At 70.7% G+C, this 1,746-nt stretch carries 1 protein-coding gene and 1 pseudogene; one reads left to right on the plus strand and one right to left on the minus strand.

The annotated features are described in order from the left end of the window. Positions 1-762 (plus strand): sensor histidine kinase (locus ELR45_RS37950; protein WP_205856653.1); only part of this gene is annotated, 762 nt, incomplete at its 5' end. Here ELR45_RS37950 and ELR45_RS37955 read toward each other — a convergent pair. Further along, positions 721-1,746 (minus strand): annotated as a pseudogene (locus ELR45_RS37955) (hypothetical protein); the annotation flags it as partial. The gene ELR45_RS37950 and the pseudogene ELR45_RS37955 sit on opposite strands and share 42 nt — an antisense overlap.

The raw sequence follows: 1,746 nt of genomic DNA on the forward strand, positions 1-1,746 counted from the left end.
GTCATGCAGGCCGGGCTGGTCCTGCTGCTCGGCTTGCTCATGGTCGGAGTCATCCGGCAGGCAGAGCGCCGGGCGGTGCTCATCGACGAGCTCGAGGCGACGCGTTCCGAGCTCGCCGAGACCGAGCGCGCCCGCGGGGTCCTGGAGGAGCGTGAACGGCTCGCGCACGAGATCCACGACACCCTTGCCCAGGGGTTTACGAGCATCCTGGCTCTGTCGCAGGCGACCGAGGCTGCGATCGAACGGCGTCCGGACGCGGCCCGGGAACGGCTGGCGTTGCTGGAACGGACCGCCCGCGAGAACCTCGCCGAGGCCAGGGCGTTGGTCCACGCTTTGGCCCCCGCCGACCTGCAGGAGGCGTCGCTCCCGGATGCGATCCGGCGGATCGCCGGCAGGTTCACCGAGGAGGCGGGGGTCGCGTCGGAGATGGAAGTCGACGCGGTGCCCGAACTTGTGCCGAGACTGCAGGTGTCCGGCGAGATCGTCCTGCTTCGCTCGGTTCAGGAAGCCCTGGCGAATGTCCGCAAGCACGCGGAGGCCACCAGCGTGCGCGTCGCGCTTTCCTTCGTCGCGGGAGAGAAAGGGATGGCATCGGTGACCGTCGTCGACGACGGCAAAGGGTTCGATCCGCGACGTGTCAACGAGGCGAACGGGTTCGGGCTGCGCGGAATGCGCGCCCGTGCGCAGGAGGTGGGCGGCGGTCTCGAGGTGGTCAGCTCGTCAGGCTGCGGTACCACGGTGCGGGTGCACGTGCCGATCTGATCTGGCGCGGATGAACACGCGCGCGACGCCTGGAGCGCTGCCGACGATGTACGCACGACGACCGCCCGCCGCATCGGTTGCTCCGAGGTAGGCATAGTCCTCCCCGGGGTGATAGCGGGCCGGGTCCGCTCCGCCCGTGCCGGGGCCGAACTCGACGGTGCTGCCGCCCACGCGGTAGCGGGCGGTGCCTGAGTCCACCCGCACCGAGCCGTCAGATTCCTCCGCCGCGCCCGTGAACGCACCGCCCTCGCGGAATGCGAGCTCCAGCGCCCATGGCAGGGCGGGCCCGTCGGTGGTGATCTCGAGCTCGACGCCGTCTTCGGTCGGCTGCACGGCGATTCGCGTGCGTAGTGCGACGGAGTCGGTCTGCCGGTCGGAAAAAGACATCGCGGCGGCGAATCGTCCCTCGTCGACAAGATTGTACGCCCCGTCGGCGCGACGGACAGCGTCCGTCAGCGGCTGGTAGTAGTGCCCCACGAGCCGCTCGGTGAGCACCACTGCGTCGTGGTCGTGCTCGAACTCCGCGGCGCGGAACGGGCCGAGCCCGAAGAAGTCGCGGGACAGGCGCACCGAGTCGAGGACCACCTCGCCCGCGAACATGCGAAGAAAGGTGGGGTTGTTCGCCAGCCCGGAGCGGATCCGCCGCTGGCGGGGGTAGTCCGAGCCGCCGTAGAGCACGAGCGTCCGTGACGGATTCGCGTCGACGACGAGCCGCGACGCTTCCCACACCTCACGGCGGGTGACGGCAGGCGGTTCGGCATCAGGCAGGTGCTCCGCCAGGCACGGGTTAAGCAGCAGCTCGGCGAGCACCGTCTGCGGGTCGGCGATCCCTTGCGCCGCCGCGCGCTCAGCCGCCCACGCGAGGTCGCTGCGTGCCCGCTCGATCGCGAAGCGCCGGTACGCCACCAGATTGGGCGCGAGCGGGAACGGCTCGCCGTGCTGGTCCTGGCGACGCGAGTGCACCGTCTCGACCGAGCCGTCGGG

This window comes from Phytoactinopolyspora endophytica, assembly GCF_004138495.1.
Classification (GTDB): Bacteria; Actinomycetota; Actinomycetes; order Jiangellales; family Jiangellaceae; genus Phytoactinopolyspora; species Phytoactinopolyspora endophytica.